Here is a 15592-nt window from a genome sequence, read left to right as displayed (position 1 = left end):
TTCGAGATTCGAGATTCGAGTAAATAATTTAAGGGTTGGCCTAAGCGGTCAACCCTTTTTTGTAGAATGGAATGGCTCTTCGCATCCCGAAGCGCAGCGTACTCGCATCTCGGAGTGAAACGTTCCTGCGCCTTACTTCAGACATAAAAAAACCGCTGACGAATCAGCGGTTTTTAAAAACATTAGCGAGTGGCTAAGAAAGAATTACTTCTTCTTTTTCACTGCTTTCTTGTTTGGAAGGTCAGTGATTGAACCTTCGAATACTTCCGCAGCTAGACCTACAGACTCGTGTAGAGTTGGGTGAGCGTGGATAGTAAGAGCGATATCTTCTGCATCACAACCCATTTCGATTGCTAGGCCGATTTCGCCAAGAAGTTCACCACCGTTAGTACCAACAACAGCACCACCGATTACGCGATGAGTCTCTTTATCAAAGATCATCTTAGTCATACCGTCTGCACAGTCAGAAGCGATTGCACGACCAGAAGCAGCCCAAGGGAAAGTAGCAACTTCGTAGTTGATGCCTTCAGCTTTCGCTTCTTTCTCAGTCTTACCTACCCAAGCAACTTCTGGCTCAGTGTACGCAATTGATGGGATTACTTTAGGATCGAAGTAGTGCTTCTTACCAGAGATAACTTCAGCAGCTACGTGACCTTCATGCACACCTTTGTGAGCAAGCATTGGTTGACCAACAACGTCACCGATCGCATGGATGTGAGGAACGTTTGTACGCATTTGCTTATCAACATTGATGAAACCACGCTCATCAACTTCGATACCCGCTTTTTCAGCGTCGATAAGTGCACCGTTTGGAACACGACCGATAGCAACAAGAACAGCATCGTAGCGCTCAGCTTCAGCTGGTGCTTTTTTGCCTTCCATTGAAACGTAGATACCATCTTCTTTCGCTTCAACTGCTGTTACTTTAGTTTCAAGCATTAGCTTGAACTTGTTCTTAATACGTTTTGTGAAGACTTTAACGATGTCTTTATCCGCAGCAGGGATAACTTGATCGAACATCTCTACAACTTCAACTTTAGAACCTAGAGAGTGGTAAACCGTACCCATCTCAAGACCGATGATACCGCCGCCCATGATAAGCAGTTTTTCAGGTACTTCGTTTAGTTCTAGTGCATCCGTAGAATCCCAAATACGTGGGTCTTCATGTGGGATGAAAGGAAGTTTGATTGGGCGAGAACCCGCAGCAATGATTGCGTTGTCGAAGTTAACAGTTGTTGCTTCGCCTTCGCCTTCAACAAGAATGCTGTTAGGACCAGTGAACTTACCGAAACCGTTAACAACAGTAACGTTACGCATCTTAGCCATACCGCCAAGACCGCCAGTTAGTTGATCAACTACTTTTTCTTTCCAAATACGGATCTTGTTGATGTCCGTTTGTGGCTCGCCGAATACAACGCCGTGCTCTGCCATCGCTTTAGCTTCTTCGATTACTTTAGAAACGTGAAGAAGTGCTTTTGATGGAATACAACCAACGTTTAGACATACACCACCAAGAGTGCTGTAACGTTCAACTAGTACTGTTTCTAGACCTAAATCCGCACAACGGAATGCCGCTGAGTAACCAGCAGGACCTGAACCAAGTACAACAACTTGGGCTTTAATTTCTTTGCTCATTGTGACCTCTTGTAGTCATTATCCCTAACAGGCTGAGTAGATGTTCTTAAAATTATTGGGCTTTCAAACAGGAAACATTTTACAGAGATGTTAACAGTGTGAAAGTAGCTTTAAGTTAGCCTGTGAGCTAGACAACAATTCCCTATCAGATTATGAGAAATGCAGGAAACTGTTCTCTAAAAATAGTCTTTATATAAAGAATTAAGGTGACCCGAAAGTCACCTTAATAATTACTTTCTCAATTACAGTACTAGACGACGAATGTCAGATAGTGCGCTGTTTAGGAAAGTAATGAAGCGTGCACCTTCAGCACCATCGATCACACGGTGGTCGTATGATAGAGACAGTGGAAGCTGTAGACGTGGTTGGAACTCTTTACCATTCCAAACTGGCTTAATTTCAGACTTAGATACACCTAGGATACCTACTTCTGGAGCATTTACGATTGGAGTAAATGCAGTACCGCCAATACCACCAAGGCTAGAGATTGTGAAACAACCGCCTTGCATGTCTGCCGCTGTTAGCTTACCAGAACGTGCTTTCTTAGAAACAGCCATTAGCTCTTCAGATAGCTCGTAAATGCCTTTCTTGTTCACGTCTTTGAAAACAGGAACAACTAGACCGTTTGGTGTATCAACAGCGATACCCACGTTTACGTACTTCTTAAGAATGATGCTTTCGCCATCTTCAGAAAGAGAAGAGTTAAACGCTGGGAATGCTTCTAGCGCTTTAGCGACAGCTTTCATGATGAACACAAGTGGAGTGATCTTCATGCCAGTGTCTTTCTTCGCTTCGATTGCGTTCTGTTCTTTACGGAATGCTTCTAGCTCAGTGATGTCTGCGTTGTCCCACTGTGTAACGTGAGGGATCATTACCCAGTTACGGTGCAGGTTAGCGCCAGAGATCTTCTTAATCTTAGAAAGCTTCTGAACTTCAGTTTCGCCGAACTTGCTGAAGTCAACTTTTGGCCATGGTAGTAGACCAAGAGCAGAACCGTCGCCGCCTTTGCCAGATGCAGCTGCACCAGACTCAAGACGCTTAAGTGCATCTTTAACGTAAGACTGAACGTCTTCTTTAAGGATACGGCTCTTACGACCAGTACCTTTAACCTTAGAAAGGTTAACGCCAAATTCACGAGCTAGACGACGAACTACTGGAGAAGCGTGAGCGTAGTCACCGTTCTCTTGGAAGTCGCCAGCTGCTGCTGGAGCCGCTGCAGGTGCTTCTGCTTTAGGAGCAGGTGCCGCCGCTGGAGCTGCTGCTTGTGCAGGTGCTGCAACAGGAGCAGGAGCTGCGCCTTCAACTACGAAAGTCATGATTAGAGAGCCAGTTGACACTTTGTCGCCAGCTGCAATCTTGATTTCTTTTACTGTACCAGCGAATGGTGCAGGAACTTCCATTGAAGCTTTGTCGCCTTCAACAGTAATTAGAGATTGCTCTTCTTCTACTGTATCGCCAACCGCTACCATGATTTCAGTAACTTCTACTTCGTCACCACCGATATCAGGAACGTTTACTTCTTTCTCAGCAGATGCTGCTGGAGCCGCTGCAACTGGTGCTGCCGCCGCAGGAGCCGGAGCTGCTGCAGGTGCTGAACCAGCCACTTCGAATACCATTACTAGAGAACCAGTAGAAACTGAATCACCAGAAGCGATCTTGATTTCTTTAACGATACCAGCGAATGGTGCAGGAACTTCCATAGAAGCCTTATCGCCTTCAACAGTAAGAAGAGATTGCTCTTCTTCTACTGCGTCACCGATAGCAACCATGATTTCAGTTACTTCAACTTCATCACCGCCGATGTCTGGTACGTGAACTTCTTTAAGCTCAGCCGCCGCTGCAGGAGCTGCAGCAACTGGTGCCGCCGCTTCAACTGCTGGCGCAGCCGGTGCTGCAGCAGCACCTTCCGCTTCGAAGATCATGATAAGAGAACCAGTAGAAACTGAATCGCCTTCAGCTACTTTGATTTCTTTAACGATACCCGCTTGAGACGCTGGAACTTCCATTGAAGCTTTGTCGCCTTCAACAGTGATCAGTGACTGCTCTTCTTCAACCTTGTCACCAACGTTTACAAGAATCTCAGTTACTTCAACCTCGTCAGCACCGATGTCTGGTACATTAATTTCGATTGTCATTGTATTTACCTACCTTAATGCCAGTCTTATGCGTATTGCGGGTTAGTTTTTTCAGTGTCGATATCGAACTTAGCAATTGCTTCAACAACTACTGATTTCTCGATGTCACCACGTTTAGCCAGTTCAGTTAGAGCTGCAACTACGATGTAGCCAGCATTAACTTCGAAGTGACGACGTAGGTTTGCACGGCTGTCAGAGCGGCCGAAACCATCTGTACCAAGTACTTTGTAAGACTCAGTTGGCATGTACGCACGTACTTGCTCAGCGTAGTTCTTCATGTAGTCAGTCACTGCGATTGCAGGTTCTTTACCAAGAACAGTCGTGATGTACGGTACTTTCTCTTCAGCTTCTGGGTGAAGCATGTTGTCACGCTCTACCGCTTGGCCGTCACGAGTTAGTTCGTTGAACGACGTTACAGAGAATACGTCAGATGCTACGCCGTACTCTTCGCTTAGAATTTCAGCGGCTTTACGCGCTTCGTTCATGATAGTACCAGAGCTCATTAGTTGAACTTTGCCCTTAGCACCAGCGTGAGATTCAAGCTTGTAGATACCCTTACGGATGCCTTCTTCAGCGCCTTCTGGCATTGCTGGCATTGCGTAGTTCTCGTTCATTACTGTTAGGTAGTAGTAAACGTTCTCTTGCTCAGGACCGTACATGCGACGGATACCGTCTTGCATGATTACCGCTAGCTCGTAAGCAAACGTTGGGTCGTAAGAGATACAGTTCGGGATAGTGTTCGCTTGGATGTGCGAGTGACCATCTTCGTGCTGTAGACCTTCACCGTTCAGTGTTGTACGACCTGCAGTAGCACCTAATAGGAAGCCACGAGCTTGTTGGTCGCCTGCTAGCCATGCCATGTCACCAATACGTTGGAAACCGAACATTGAGTAGTAGATGTAGAACGGAATCATCGGTAGATCGTTTGTGCTGTATGAAGTTGCAGCAGCAACCCATGAAGCCATAGAACCTAGTTCGTTGATACCTTCTTGAAGTACTTGACCAGACGTTGCTTCTTTGTAGTAAGAAACGATGCCTTTATCTTCAGGTGTGTATTCTTGACCGTGTGGGTTGTAGATACCAACCTGACGGAATAGACCTTCCATACCGAATGTACGAGCTTCATCACAGATGATAGGAACGATGTTCTTACCAATGTTCTTATCTTTAAGAAGGATGTTTAGCGTACGTACATAAGCCATAGTTGTAGAGATATCACGCTTCTGTTCACCTAGTAGAGGTGCGAATGCGTCTAGCTCAGGAACTTTGAATTCTTGAGTGAATTTAGGCAGACGTGCTGGCGTGTAACCTTGTAGGGCTTTACGACGAGCATGTAGGTATTCGTACTCAGCAGAACCTTCTTCAAGAGTCAGGTAAGGAAGCTCAGACACTTTCTCATCAGAAAGGATGTCTTGTAGGCCTAGACGGTCACGTAGGTATTGTACGTGAGTCATATCCATCTTCTTAACACCGTGAGCGATGTTCTTACCTTCTGCAGCTTCACCCATGCCGTAACCTTTAACTGTCTTAGCTAGGATTACTGTTGGCTTGCCACCTGTCTCTTTTGCATTGTTGAATGCAGCGAACAGTTTAGAAGAGTCGTGACCACCACGCTTCAGTTCGAAGATTTGGTCGTCAGTCATGTCTGCAACTAGTGCAGCTGTTTCTGGGTACTTACCAAAGAAGTGCTCACGTACGTATGCGCCATCTTTAGATTTGAATGTCTGGTAGTCACCATCGATAGTTTCGTTCATTAGTTGAAGAAGCTTACCAGTAGTGTCTTTAGCTAGTAGAGAATCCCAGTTGCTACCCCAGATAACTTTAACAACGTTCCAACCTGCACCTTTGAATAGGCCTTCAAGTTCTTGGATGATGCTACCGTTACCCATTACAGGGCCGTCTAGACGCTGTAGGTTACAGTTGATTAGGAAACATAGGTTGTCTAGCTTCTCACGCGCAGCGAAAGAGATAGCACCACGTGATTCTGGCTCATCCATCTCACCGTCACCTAGGAAAGCGTATACACGTTGAGCAGAAGTATCTTTAAGACCACGGCCGTCAAGGTACTTAAGGAAGCGCGCTTGGTAGATCGCAGAGATCGGACCAAGACCCATAGATACTGTAGGGAACTGCCAGAACTCAGGCATCAGTTTAGGGTGCGGGTAAGAAGGAATACCTTTACCATCAACTTCTTGACGGAAGTTATCTAGCTGCTCTTCAGTTAGACGACCTTCAACGAATGCACGAGAGTAGATACCTGGAGAGATGTGACCTTGGTAATAAACTAGATCGCCACCGTCCGTCTCGTTTGGAGCACGGAAGAAGTGGTTGAAACATACTTCGTAGAACGCTGCTGCTGACTGGTAAGAAGCCATGTGACCACCAAGGTCTAGGTCTTTCTTAGAAGCACGCAATACAATCATGATTGCGTTCCAGCGAATAATCGAACGAATACGACGCTCAAGAGTTACGTCACCAGGGTAAGCTGGCTCTTGTGCTGCTGGAATTGTGTTGATGTAGTTTGTGTTGATGCCTGTAGCCATATCAACACCATCTAAACGCGCTTTATCTAGAACTTGTTCTAGTAAAAACTGTGCACGTTCTACACCTTCTTCACGTACTACTGACTCAAGAGCTTCTAACCAATCTTGAGTTTCCAGAGCATCAACGTCATGCTTCATGTCAGACATGGCGATCTATCCTTTTTGTTAGTTGGATTCTACTAAACACGTAAAAAGCCGAAGTATTACGGCTATTTACCCTGTTGAATTCGACGTAAAGAACGTTCGCGACGCGATTCTTCTTTGGTCAAATCCATCAATGTTTCTTCGATGTAAGCTAAATGAGAGTGTGACATTTCACGTGCCTGTTCTGGCTGTCCTGAAACGATCGCATCTACAATGTTAGCTCGATGTATACTCACTTTCTCCACAACGTCTTTACGACGATGCAACAGCTTTAAATTTTCTAAGACGTTTTGTTCGAGTAACGGAGCCAAGCTACGAACAATGTGCAGTAACACCACATTGTGCGCTGCCTCTGTTAAAGCAATAAGAAAAGCCATCACCGCTGCAGATTCGGCTTCAATATCACCCTTATCTTGCGCACCACGAATTTTCTCTTGGCATGCTTGAATTCGAGCAAAGTCTTCATCAGTGCCACGCAATGCCGCGAAGTAAGCCGAAATCCCTTCCATCGCATGACGCGATTCCAACAAGTCTAGTTGGGTTTCAGAATGGGAGGACAACAAATTAAGCAAAGGATCTGAAAAGCTTTTCCAGATATTTTCGCTAACAAACGTCCCCCCACCTTGACGGCGAGTAAGCAAGCGTTTTGCTTCTAAACGTTGTATCGCTTCTCGGATTGAAGGACGAGACACATCGAACTGTTTCGCCAGTTCACGCTCAGGCGGCAGCTGCTGCCCTGGAGCCAGTGTTCCTTCCACTATCAACCTTTCTAACTCTTGCTCGATAACATCGGAGAGTTTTGGCTGACGAATCCTTTGATAAGCCATAGTTTGTTGTTCTTCTTTTTCTTCGCTGACAATTGGTAATACCAATTTTAAGTTGGGCAGAAATTAACATAATTAAAACGCCACTGTCCAGTGTAAAATTGACCTGCATCATAGAACGCAGTGTGAATTAACCATGATTTAACAAATGAAATTTAAAACAGCAACCAAATTGGTCTTACCATTTACAGGGGTAATACTTTTGGGGAGGTTTCGTGCTAGAAAGTTTCAGGATAAAAATGAATTGTTTCAGAAAGATTAGTGCCACTTGTTTAAAAATCGAACCAAGCGCACATTTAGGGTCGAATTTCTGTTAATAAGTTTTAATAAATGAGTGTTTGATAAGCTCGTCACACTCTCTATTTATTGATGCTCTTCTCTCCACCACTTTCTTTACATCGCAACAACAAAAATTCACAAGTCATTATGCTAGGCGTTGACTATTCAACGCCCAAAAGCGGTAAGGTCATAACCAAAAACTAAGACTTAAGCTTTTAGCTTTCCTTTAAACTTCTTCCAATCGAACACCAAGCCAGGGTCAGTTTTACGCAGAGGCGCTATATATTGATGGCCAGTGATGCGTTCGGTGGTGATTTGAGGAAAAGTGGATACAATCGTTTCTGTTAATTGGGCAAGCGCTTGATACTGCTGCTCGCTATACGCCACAAAGTCACTGCCCTCGAGTTCAATACCAATCGAATAATCATTACATCTGTCACGCCCTGCAAAGCTCGAATGGCCGGCATGCCAAGCTCGGTCTAAGAACGAAACGAACTGCACCACTTCGCCATCACGACGAATCAAGCAGTGCGCCGATACGCCCATTTGGTGAATCACCTTAAAAAATGGGTGTTCCGACGGGTCTAGCTTGCCTGTAAAAAACTGTTCGATGTAAGGCCCACCAAATTGCCCCGGAGGCAAACTAATGTTGTGGACCACCAGCAGAGAGATATCCTCAACACTAGGTCTAGCATCAAAATACGGGGAAGAAACATGCCGAGCGTTGTCGTACCATCCGTTGGAGCTGATCGTCATCTTGGTCTCACTTTCTTTTCTGCTAGCACAATAAGATGTGACCTTGCCCATAGAGCAGTCGCGCTAGCCTCTTTAATTTGAAGTTAAGCAAGAGTATCATTCCATTCCCACTCCCTTTCAAGATTAGATTTGCGATGAAAAACACACATAACAGCCACCAACGCCTTGACTACTTAAAAGAGCAACTGCCTCTAGAGATCACTCGTGCAGTCGCTGAGACCATCAAAGAAGATCTAGGTGGCACGTTAGATCCAGCGGCTGACATCACAGCAAGTCTAATCCCAGCTGACGCTATCAACAGCGCAACCATCATCACTCGTGAACACGGTGTATTCTGTGGTAAAGCATGGGCTGATGAGGTGTTTAAGCAGCTAGGCGGTGAAGTGACTATCGAGTGGAACGTAGAAGATGGCGATAAGGTAGAACCAAACCAAACGCTTTGCACCCTAACTGGCCCAGCACGCGCACTATTGACTGGTGAGCGTAACGCAATGAACTTCATTCAAACGCTATCTGGTTGTGCGACAGCAACCGCTATCTATGCTGACAAAATCAAACACACAGAGTGCCGTCTGCTAGATACTCGTAAAACCATCCCAGGCCTACGTAGTGCACTAAAATACGCTGTGGCTTGTGGTGGCGGTTTCAACCACCGTATCGGTGTTTTCGATGCCTACTTAATCAAAGAAAACCACATCATCGCGTGTGGCGGTATTGAAAAAGCTATCTCAACAGCAAAAGAGCTTAACCCGGGTAAGCCTGTTGAAGTGGAAACTGAGAGCCTAGAAGAGCTAGAGCAAGCTATCAATGCGGGCGCAGACATCATCATGCTAGACAACTTCACCACTGACATGATGCGTGAAGCTGTGAAAATCAACGCTGGACGTGCTGCGCTAGAAAACTCTGGTAACGTAACTCTAGATACCATTGCTGAGTTCGCTGAAACAGGCGTTGATTACATCTCGGTAGGTGCACTGACTAAGCACCTAAAAGCAATGGATCTATCAATGAGATTCAAAGCGTAATTGACTGAATAATAGATAATTTCTGTAAGGGCACTGTTGATAGCAGTGCCTTTTTTATTGCCTTAATTATCAGTATTTCAAACCGTTATTTAAGTTGATCGCATAAATTTGCGCGCTATATGAAACACCACACTAATAAATACAAAACCACTCGCGACCACACCTGAACACCATTCCACTTCCCTATCTCGACTTCTATTCTCTCAATCAACCAGTGCTTGCGCTGAAACAAACTAAAGAATGGAATTAGACAATGAAGAACAAAAGAACGAACCAGAAAGGTTTTACCTTAATTGAATTGATGATTGTTGTGGCTGTAATCGGCGTATTGTCTGCGATTGCAATTCCTCAATATCAAAAGTACGTAGCAAAAGCTGAAGTTGCAGCAGCTCTCGCAACCATGACAGGTGTAAAAACAAATGTTGAAGCTTATGCTGTCGAGTATGGAGCTTTCCCTACAGCTGCTCAATCTGCAGCTTTAGGTGTCCCAGCTAATATTCCACAAGGAACAATTGCCTTTGCGCCAGCGCAATCATCTGCCGGCAGTATTGATTTTACCTTTTCATCTTCGGACGTTAGCTCTCTTTTAATCGCTAGTGAGTTTCAACTAGACAGAGATAGCGATGGTTCATGGTCATGTGTAGCTTCCGGAGCTCAAGCAGTATCAAGCGATTTGTTGCCAAAAAGCTGTAGACCTTAAATAAATGCTAACCAACCTCCCAACCGTTCTCCGTCAGGCTGGCTTACTTAGCCTGACTCAAGAACAAGCCGTTGCGGAACATATACATGCTTCGGGTATTTCGACATCTGAAGCTTTACTCGTTCTGGATTTTTTCACTAGCGAGAGTCTCGCACATAACATTCAGGCCATCTTCGGTCTGCCACTGGTGCAACTCGCCAATGTTGATTATGAAATCTTATGTGACCAATTAGGGCTTCGTGAACTGATCACCAAGTATCGTGCGATACCGATTTCAGTCTCTAATTCTACTCTAACACTCGCCTCAGCCGACCCGACCGATTTACAAGCCGAAGATGATTTCCGATTCGCGACGGGATTACAGATTGAATTAGTTGTCGCTAACTACTCTGAATTAGAAGGCGCAATACGAAAGTTGTATGGCCGCTCTATTTCCGGGCAAGGTTCGAAACGCAAAGAGATCACTCAAGATGAACTCGCCAATCTTGTTGAAGTCTCTGACGACGAGATAGCGTCGATTGAAGACCTCAGCCAGGACGACTCCCCCGTTAGCCGGTTTATCAATCAGATACTGGTTGATGCGGTACGCAAAGGTGCATCAGATATCCACTTCGAACCTTATGAAGAGCACTACCGAGTACGCCTGCGTTGTGATGGCATCCTTGTCGAGATTCAACAGCCAGCCTCCCACTTAAGTCGCCGTTTATCAGCCCGTTTAAAGATTCTCGCCAAGCTTGATATTGCTGAACGTCGCTTGCCACAAGATGGACGAATTAAGCTCCGTTTGAATGATGAACTCGCGATAGATATGCGCGTCTCAACATTGCCGACCTTATGGGGTGAGAAAATTGTACTGAGGCTACTCGATAGCAGCGCAGCTAATCTCGATATCGATAAGCTCGGTTACAGCGACGATCAAAAAGCACTCTATCTCAATGCCCTGAAACGCCCACAAGGGATGATCTTAATGACAGGGCCAACTGGCAGCGGAAAAACCGTGTCGCTTTATACTGGGCTTCGAGTACTGAACACCACAGAACGCAATATTTCAACAGCTGAAGACCCTGTTGAAATTAACCTATGTGGTATCAATCAGGTACAAGTGACACCTAAGATCGGCTTTGGGTTTGCTGAGGCGCTGCGATCATTTTTACGACAAGATCCTGATGTGGTGATGGTGGGAGAGATCCGCGACTTGGAAACGGCAGAGATCGCGATCAAAGCATCGCAAACCGGTCACTTGGTCCTTTCAACGCTGCACACGAATTCCGCCGCAGAAACCGTCACTCGACTCGCTCATATGGGGATAGAACCCTTTAACCTCGCTTCATCACTGAGTTTGATTATCGCCCAACGACTGGCAAGACGATTGTGCAACCATTGCAAAGAAGATGACAACTCACCGGACATATTTCTGCGTCACTCGATTCCTAACAACCAAACCATCTACAAAGCTAATCCCCAAGGGTGTAATGAGTGTAATCAAGGTTATTCGGGGCGAGTGGGTATCTATGAAGTCATGCCTTTTAGCGATCAGCTGAAAAATAGCCTGATAGACAAGCCTAACGCGTTAGCCATTGAAAACTTGGCTCGCCGAGAAGGCATGAGAACTCTGCAAGAGTCGGGGCTAGATAAATTGCTTGAAGGCACCACCAGCTATCAAGAACTGCAACGTGTTCTGTACCTATAAACTAATGGATCACCAATGAGTAGCAAGTCCAAACAATCACAACTAAAAAGCTATCACTGGAAAGGTATTAATAGTTCCGGCAAGAAAGTGTCTGGGCAGACCTTAGCGCTCACCGAATTGGAAGTACGAGAAAAGCTCAAAGAGCAGCACATTCAGATTAAGAAAATCAAAAAGAAAAGTATTTCAGCCGTCACTCGTTTAACCCATAGAGTCAAAGCCAAAGACATCACTATTTTGACTAGGCAGCTAGCGACCATGCTGGCTACGGGGGTGCCTATCGTGCAAGCCATCAAGTTGGTATCAGACAACCACCGTAAAGCTGAAATGAAATCGATTTTATCGCACATCTGCAAAGGCGTAGAAGCCGGAACGCCAATCTCAAAAGCGATGCGAACCGCAAGCCGTCACTTTGATGACCTCTATACTGACTTGGTCGCGACAGGCGAACTTTCTGGCAATCTCGCACAAGTGTTCGAGCGCTTAGCGACCTATAGAGAAAAGAGTGAGCAATTAAAATCCAAAGTCGTCAAAGCACTGATTTACCCTGCCATGGTGGTCACCGTTGCACTGACTGTTTCTTATCTAATGCTGACCATGGTGATTCCGGAGTTTGAATCGATGTTTTCAGGCTTTGGTGCCGACCTGCCTTGGTTTACTCAAAAAGTACTCTACCTTTCCCATTGGATGCAGGCTTACAGTTTTTATACGGCTGTAGGCATCGGGCTTGTTGTCCTGATTATTTACCAACTGTGTCAACGTTCCCACTCGATCAGACTGTCTGTCAGTCGGCTAGGATTACGTTTCCCTGTTCTTGGTGGCGTATTAGCCAAAGCCTCTATTGCGAAATTTAGCCGAACCTTATCAACAAGCTTTAGTTCTGGCATTCCGATTTTAATGAGCCTAAAAACCACAGCCAAAACCGCAGGCAACCTGCATTATGAGTCGGCCATCATTGAAGTTCACCGAGAAACGGCTGCAGGCATGCCGATGTATATCGCAATGCGCAATACCAATGCCTTCCCCGAAATGGTGTTACAGATGGTGATGATTGGCGAAGAGTCTGGCAACCTTGATGATATGCTCAATAAAGTAGCCTCGATTTACGAGTTTGAAGTAGACAACACCGTCGACAATTTAGGCAAGATTCTAGAGCCACTGATCATCGTGTTTTTAGGCACCGTTGTTGGTGGACTTGTGGTTGCGATGTACTTACCGATCTTTAATCTTATGAGTGTGTTAGGATAGTTAAAAGCAACTAAACACCCATGAGCAGTAATCTCTGCTCACCTTGATTAAGTGGTAAAGGACACTATGGAAGTATTTCACTACTATCCTTGGCTATTCCCCGTATTAGCTTTCATTTTTAGCCTTCTTATCGGCAGCTTCCTCAACGTAGTCATACACCGTTTACCGATAATGATGGAACGAGAGTGGCAACAAGAGTGCTCGGAATATTTCTCTCAATATAAAATTCCAGCACCAGAAGGAAAGTTTAATCTCAGCATTCCTCGTTCAACCTGCCCGAAATGCAAAACCCAATTAAGAATCGTCGACAATATTCCAGTCTTAAGCTGGTTGTTCTTAAAGGGGAAGTGCCACAGCTGTGCGAATCCAATCAGTGCTCGCTACCCTTTGGTCGAACTGCTTACCGCAATACTTTGCACAATGGTTGCTAGCCACTTTGGTTTCAGTTACTACGCCATTACTTTGATTTTTTTCACCTTCGCACTGATTACCGCGACCTTTATCGATCTCGATACTATGTTGTTGCCTGATCAAATCACCTTGCCTTTGGTTTGGTCTGGTATCACTTTAGCACTGTTTAATATCAGCCCTGTATCACTTCAAGACTCAGTTGTAGGGGCAATGGCTGGCTACCTAGCGCTGTGGTCTGTTTATTGGTTGTTCAAACTACTGACAGGCAAAGAAGGTATGGGTTACGGTGACTTCAAACTCCTGGCTGCGCTTGGCGCATGGCTTGGTTGGCAGCACCTACCGATGATCATCCTTTTATCTTCGCTTGTTGGACTTGTGTTTGGTTTGATTCAACTTCGCTTGAAACAGCAAGGCATAGATAAAGCCTTTCCATTTGGCCCCTACCTTGCGATTGCGGGTTGGGTAAGCTTGATGTGGGGTAACGACATCATGGGTTGGTATTTCACTTCTGTACTAGGAATTTAACCATGGCAATCATTATCGGATTAAGCGGTGGTATCGCCAGTGGCAAAACCACCGTCGCTAACCTGTTCAATGAGCATTTTAATATTGATATTGTTGATGCTGATATCGTGGCACGTGAAGTGGTCGCACTGGGCAGTGATGGTTTAAAACAGATTACAGAACACTTTGGTGAGTCTATCTTGCTTGAAGATGGAACACTCAACCGAAGTAGGTTGCGTGAGCTGATCTTCTCGAATCCAAAAGAGAAGCAATGGCTCAATGATCTTCTTCATCCCATGATCCGTGAGAAAATTGACAGTGACCTGTCTAAAATCACATCCCCGTATGGTTTATTAGTCGCACCGCTATTGGTTGAAAACCAAATGCAAGGCATGACCGATCGCGTATTAATCGTTGATGTGCCAGCAGAAGTGCAAATAGAACGAACGATGAGTCGTGATAATGTTTCTAGGGAACAAGTTGCATCAATTTTAAAATCACAGGCTTCAAGAGAACAACGCTTAGCAGTTGCAGATGACGTGATTAAAAACCATACTAAAAACCAAGAACTTTTGCCTCAAATCACAGATTTACATCAAAAGTATCTGGCAATCAGTGCTGTAGATGGGTCAGAATAGAACAATGTTGAATGAAGGTTTGCTCGATGATCACCCATAAATTTGAACATCCGCTAAATGAGAAAACACGCATCTACTTAAGAGTTGAATCACTCTTGAGGCAGCTACACTTGTCTTCTACATTTTCCGATGCTCAACAGTATCAACTCTTTTTCCGTTCCATCTTTGATCTGATTGAAATCTTCGAACAGATCCAACTCAAGAGCGAACTCGCAAAAGATATTGAGAAACAACGTGTAACCTACAAAAGTTGGTTGGATGTTGAAGGTGTCGATCAAGAGATGCTGACATCACTGCTTAATGACATTGGTAATATCTATCGTGATCTGATGCAGGCAGAGCGTTTTGGCCAGTCACTTAAAGAAGACCGCTTCCTGAGTGCGATTCGCCAACGCTTTAATCTTCCAGGTGGCTCATGCTGCTTTGATTTACCGGCACTGCATTATTGGCTGCACCTTCCTCTCGATAAGAGAATGAGAGATGCTAAAGCTTGGATGGATAGCTTACAACCTCTGTATGAAGCGCTAACACTGTGGTTGAAGCTCACCAGAGAGACTGGCCACTTTAAAGAGCAAATCGCTCGTGCTGGCTTCTTCCAGAGCGATGCCGATGAAGCGAATATCCTTCGCCTTTCTATTCCAATGCAATACGGTGCCTACCCGATGATCTCGGGTCACAAAAACCGTTTTGCTGTTAAGTTCATGAGCTTTGAAACTGGGCAAGCCTGTACTCAAGACATCGAATTTGAATTGGCGATCTGCACCTAATTAATTTCCTTTTATAGTTTGGCTTGAGTCCTCACTCGAGCCTAAACTCTTTCTTACAATACCCTCTAATTAAGAATCACTATGTCGAACAAAATCACCATCGTTAAATGCCCTCAATGTAATACTGACGTTGAATGGGGTGAACAAAGCCCGCACCGCCCGTTTTGCAGCAAGCAATGTCAGATGATTGATTTCGGTGAATGGGCAGATGAAGAGAACAGCATCGCTGGCGCGCCTGATATGTCGGATAGCGATGGTTGGTCGGAAGACCAGTACTAGCGAGTAGCGAGTAGCGA

General features: G+C 45.2%; 13 protein-coding genes. 8 read left to right on the top strand and 5 right to left on the bottom strand.

Annotation, left to right across the window (positions count from 1 at the left end; all coding sequences use genetic code 11):
• Positions 1-204: 204 nt before the first annotated feature.
• The 5 genes from lpdA to ampD all read right to left on the bottom strand — a co-directional run bounded on the left by lpdA (position 205) and on the right by ampD (position 8367).
• Positions 205-1635 carry a dihydrolipoyl dehydrogenase gene (gene lpdA / locus BCV39_RS20100; protein WP_048659365.1) on the bottom strand — a complete coding sequence of 477 codons (1431 nt, stop codon included), beginning with the start codon at positions 1633-1635 and terminating at the stop codon, positions 205-207.
• Positions 1636-1877: 242 nt separating this feature from the next.
• A complete protein-coding gene (gene aceF, locus BCV39_RS20095) occupies positions 1878-3770 on the bottom strand; it encodes a pyruvate dehydrogenase complex dihydrolipoyllysine-residue acetyltransferase (protein WP_102433045.1) in 1893 nt (630 codons plus the stop codon).
• A 26-nt stretch (positions 3771-3796) separates the two neighbouring features.
• Positions 3797-6460: a pyruvate dehydrogenase (acetyl-transferring), homodimeric type gene (aceE, locus tag BCV39_RS20090; protein WP_017063244.1), complete on the bottom strand. Its 2664-nt coding sequence runs from the start codon at positions 6458-6460 to the stop codon at positions 3797-3799.
• Between the two features lie 62 nt (positions 6461-6522).
• Entirely contained in the window at positions 6523-7284 is a 762-nt protein-coding gene (pdhR, locus tag BCV39_RS20085) for a pyruvate dehydrogenase complex transcriptional repressor PdhR (protein WP_009847596.1), read from the bottom strand.
• Positions 7285-7767: 483 nt separating this feature from the next.
• Positions 7768-8367 carry a 1,6-anhydro-N-acetylmuramyl-L-alanine amidase AmpD gene (gene ampD, locus BCV39_RS20075; protein ID WP_102433044.1) on the bottom strand — a complete coding sequence of 200 codons (600 nt, stop codon included), beginning with the start codon at positions 8365-8367 and terminating at the stop codon, positions 7768-7770.
• Between the two features lie 83 nt (positions 8368-8450).
• On the opposite strand from ampD, the gene nadC reads away from it, so the two are divergent.
• The 8 genes from nadC to yacG all read left to right on the top strand — a co-directional run bounded on the left by nadC (position 8451) and on the right by yacG (position 15575).
• Positions 8451-9341: a carboxylating nicotinate-nucleotide diphosphorylase gene (nadC, locus tag BCV39_RS20070; RefSeq protein WP_004738163.1), complete on the top strand. Its 891-nt coding sequence runs from the start codon at positions 8451-8453 to the stop codon at positions 9339-9341.
• A gap of 253 nt (positions 9342-9594) precedes the next feature.
• Complete coding sequence (locus BCV39_RS20065; protein WP_102433043.1) at positions 9595-10041, top strand: pilin; 447 nt, start codon at positions 9595-9597, stop codon at positions 10039-10041.
• Between the two features lie 4 nt (positions 10042-10045).
• Positions 10046-11731: a type IV-A pilus assembly ATPase PilB gene (gene pilB / locus BCV39_RS20060; protein WP_102433042.1), complete on the top strand. Its 1686-nt coding sequence runs from the start codon at positions 10046-10048 to the stop codon at positions 11729-11731.
• A gap of 15 nt (positions 11732-11746) precedes the next feature.
• Positions 11747-12976, top strand: coding sequence for a type II secretion system F family protein (locus BCV39_RS20055; protein ID WP_102433041.1), 1230 nt, complete (start codon positions 11747-11749; stop codon positions 12974-12976).
• Between the two features lie 66 nt (positions 12977-13042).
• On the top strand, positions 13043-13912 hold the full coding sequence (locus BCV39_RS20050; protein WP_048659372.1) for an A24 family peptidase: 870 nt from the start codon (positions 13043-13045) through the stop codon (positions 13910-13912).
• A 2-nt stretch (positions 13913-13914) separates the two neighbouring features.
• Positions 13915-14529 carry a dephospho-CoA kinase gene (gene coaE, locus BCV39_RS20045; protein WP_019823817.1) on the top strand — a complete coding sequence of 205 codons (615 nt, stop codon included), beginning with the start codon at positions 13915-13917 and terminating at the stop codon, positions 14527-14529.
• 26 nt (positions 14530-14555) lie between these two features.
• Positions 14556-15296, top strand: a complete 741-nt coding sequence (zapD, locus tag BCV39_RS20040; RefSeq protein WP_017063237.1) for a cell division protein ZapD — start codon at positions 14556-14558, stop codon at positions 15294-15296.
• An 81-nt stretch (positions 15297-15377) separates the two neighbouring features.
• A complete protein-coding gene (yacG, locus tag BCV39_RS20035; RefSeq protein ID WP_008222354.1) occupies positions 15378-15575 on the top strand; it encodes a DNA gyrase inhibitor YacG in 198 nt (65 codons plus the stop codon).
• Positions 15576-15592 lie beyond the last annotated feature (17 nt).

The organism is Vibrio sp. 10N.286.55.E10 (assembly GCF_002872555.1).
Taxonomy (GTDB): Bacteria; Pseudomonadota; Gammaproteobacteria; order Enterobacterales; family Vibrionaceae; genus Vibrio; species Vibrio crassostreae.
The sequence above is the reverse complement of the archived record's forward strand: the minus strand, read 5'-3'. Positions and strand labels throughout refer to the sequence as shown.

What these genes read in the sequence shown, in the direction of transcription:
- aceF (WP_102433045.1), bottom strand. Translation starts at nt 3,770, where the DNA reads ATGACAATCGAAATTAATGTACCAGACATCGGTGCTGACGAGGTTGAA.
- nadC (WP_004738163.1), top strand. Translation starts at nt 8,451, where the DNA reads ATGAAAAACACACATAACAGCCACCAACGCCTTGACTACTTAAAAGAG.
- pdhR (WP_009847596.1), bottom strand. Translation starts at nt 7,284, where the DNA reads ATGGCTTATCAAAGGATTCGTCAGCCAAAACTCTCCGATGTTATCGAG.
- yacG (WP_008222354.1), top strand. Translation starts at nt 15,378, where the DNA reads ATGTCGAACAAAATCACCATCGTTAAATGCCCTCAATGTAATACTGAC.
- zapD (WP_017063237.1), top strand. Translation starts at nt 14,556, where the DNA reads ATGATCACCCATAAATTTGAACATCCGCTAAATGAGAAAACACGCATC.
- BCV39_RS20055 (WP_102433041.1), top strand. Translation starts at nt 11,747, where the DNA reads ATGAGTAGCAAGTCCAAACAATCACAACTAAAAAGCTATCACTGGAAA.
- lpdA (WP_048659365.1), bottom strand. Translation starts at nt 1,635, where the DNA reads ATGAGCAAAGAAATTAAAGCCCAAGTTGTTGTACTTGGTTCAGGTCCT.
- coaE (WP_019823817.1), top strand. Translation starts at nt 13,915, where the DNA reads ATGGCAATCATTATCGGATTAAGCGGTGGTATCGCCAGTGGCAAAACC.
- BCV39_RS20050 (WP_048659372.1), top strand. Translation starts at nt 13,043, where the DNA reads ATGGAAGTATTTCACTACTATCCTTGGCTATTCCCCGTATTAGCTTTC.
- BCV39_RS20065 (WP_102433043.1), top strand. Translation starts at nt 9,595, where the DNA reads ATGAAGAACAAAAGAACGAACCAGAAAGGTTTTACCTTAATTGAATTG.
- ampD (WP_102433044.1), bottom strand. Translation starts at nt 8,367, where the DNA reads ATGGGCAAGGTCACATCTTATTGTGCTAGCAGAAAAGAAAGTGAGACC.
- pilB (WP_102433042.1), top strand. Translation starts at nt 10,046, where the DNA reads ATGCTAACCAACCTCCCAACCGTTCTCCGTCAGGCTGGCTTACTTAGC.
- aceE (WP_017063244.1), bottom strand. Translation starts at nt 6,460, where the DNA reads ATGTCTGACATGAAGCATGACGTTGATGCTCTGGAAACTCAAGATTGG.